General features: G+C 39.8%; 2 protein-coding genes. Both read left to right on the top strand.

Annotation, left to right across the window (positions count from 1 at the left end; all coding sequences use genetic code 11):
* Window positions 1-71 precede the first annotated feature (71 nt).
* The gene (locus tag AC1DUW_RS27775; RefSeq protein ID WP_053345361.1) at window positions 72-377 is read left to right on the top strand and encodes a YlxQ family RNA-binding protein; all 306 of its coding nucleotides are present in this window, start codon (window positions 72-74) and stop codon (window positions 375-377) included.
* Window positions 378-396: 19 nt separating this feature from the next.
* On the top strand, window positions 397-1,735 hold a 1,339-nt coding region (gene infB / locus AC1DUW_RS27770), incomplete at its 3' end, for a translation initiation factor IF-2 (RefSeq protein ID WP_477644046.1).

The raw sequence follows: 1,735 nt of genomic DNA, 5'->3' as shown, positions 1-1,735 counted from the left end.
TAGTACCCAAATCGATTCCTCCCTTTATGAACAATTGCTTGAATTAGTGAATAAGGAGAAATACTAACACCATGACCCAACAACAACAATGGATGTCTCTATTAGGTTTGGCCAATCGAGCACGCAAGCTAATTTCGGGTGAAGAATTAGTGGTTAAAGAGATTAGAAGCGGTAATGCCAAAGTTGTTATTTTATCCGCGGACGCTTCAAAAAACACTGAAAAAAAAATATCTGATAAGTGCGCATTTTATCAGGTTCCTTTAAAAAGAGTCGAAAGCAGGTCTATGCTCGGCAATGCGATTGGTAAGGAAGCTAGAGTTGCCGTCGCAGTTCTGGATGAAGGTTTTGCACAAAAACTCCGAACGCTGCTCGATTAAATTTTACGGGGGTGAACGTATGACAAAATTGCGTGTATATGAATATGCAAAACAAAAGAACGTTTCAAGCAAGGAAGTAATAACTAAACTTAAAGAAATGAATATAGAGGTAACAAACCATATGACAGCATTAGACGATTCAACTGTAAATAAATTAAACGATTCAATTAAGCCTAAAAGCGAAGATAAAAGCCCAGCTGCTGAACCAAAAGCTAACGCTACGGTAGCAAAATACGAAGCAGAAGCAGATGAGAAGAGTACGGTTAATAAAGAAAAGCTAAAGAAAAAACCGCCAGTTAAACCTGTAGGTACGAAAAAACCAGCAGGACAGGGACAGTTTAGTAGAGGTAGAAATAACCGAAATAAAAATAATAAACAAAGACAACAAGCACCGCAAGCTCCTGTTACTAAACGTAAAGAAAGAGAACTTCCAGAGAAAATTACGTTTTATGAGTCTTTGACTGTTATGGAACTTGGTAAAAAAATTCACCGTGAACCGTCTGAAATCATTAAAAAGCTTTTCATGCTTGGTGTGATGGCTACAATTAACCAAACATTAGATAAAGATGCTATTGAATTAATCTGTGCGGAATACGGTGTATTGGCTGAAGAAGAGATTCGTGTTGACCTAACTGACCTTGAGTCATTAGTGACTGAAGATGCTTCTGAAGATTTGATTGAACGCCCGGCTGTTGTAACGATCATGGGACACGTTGACCATGGTAAAACGACATTGCTTGATTCTATTCGTCATACGAAAGTAACAGAAGGCGAAGCAGGCGGAATCACTCAGCATATCGGTGCTTATCAAGTTAAAGTTAACGACAAAAAAATTACTTTCCTTGATACACCAGGACATGCTGCGTTTACAACAATGCGTGCTCGTGGAGCTCAGGTTACAGATATCACAATCCTAGTTGTAGCAGCGGATGATGGTGTTATGCCTCAAACGGTTGAAGCGATTAACCATGCTAAAGCAGCAGAAGTTCCAATTATCGTCGCTGTTAATAAAATGGATAAAGAAGCCGCTAATCCAGACCGCGTTATGCAAGAATTGACAGAGCACGGTTTAGTTTCTGAAGCATGGGGCGGGGATACAATTTTCGTACCTATTTCAGCTAAAAAAGGTGAAGGAATCGATAGCTTGTTGGAAATGATTCTACTAGTTAGTGAAGTAGAAGAATATAAAGCAAATCCAAGCCGGAAAGCAAACGGAACGGTTATCGAAGCACGTTTGGATAAAGGACGCGGATCTGTAGCAACGTTGCTTGTTCAAAACGGAACGTTGAAAGTCGGAGATCCAATCGTTATTGGTAATACATTCGGCCGTGTTCGTGCAATGCTTAATGACCTTGGCC

It is taken from the genome of Peribacillus sp. P4_C12, from assembly GCF_056402095.1.
This window is presented reverse-complemented; position numbering and strand designations above follow the sequence as displayed.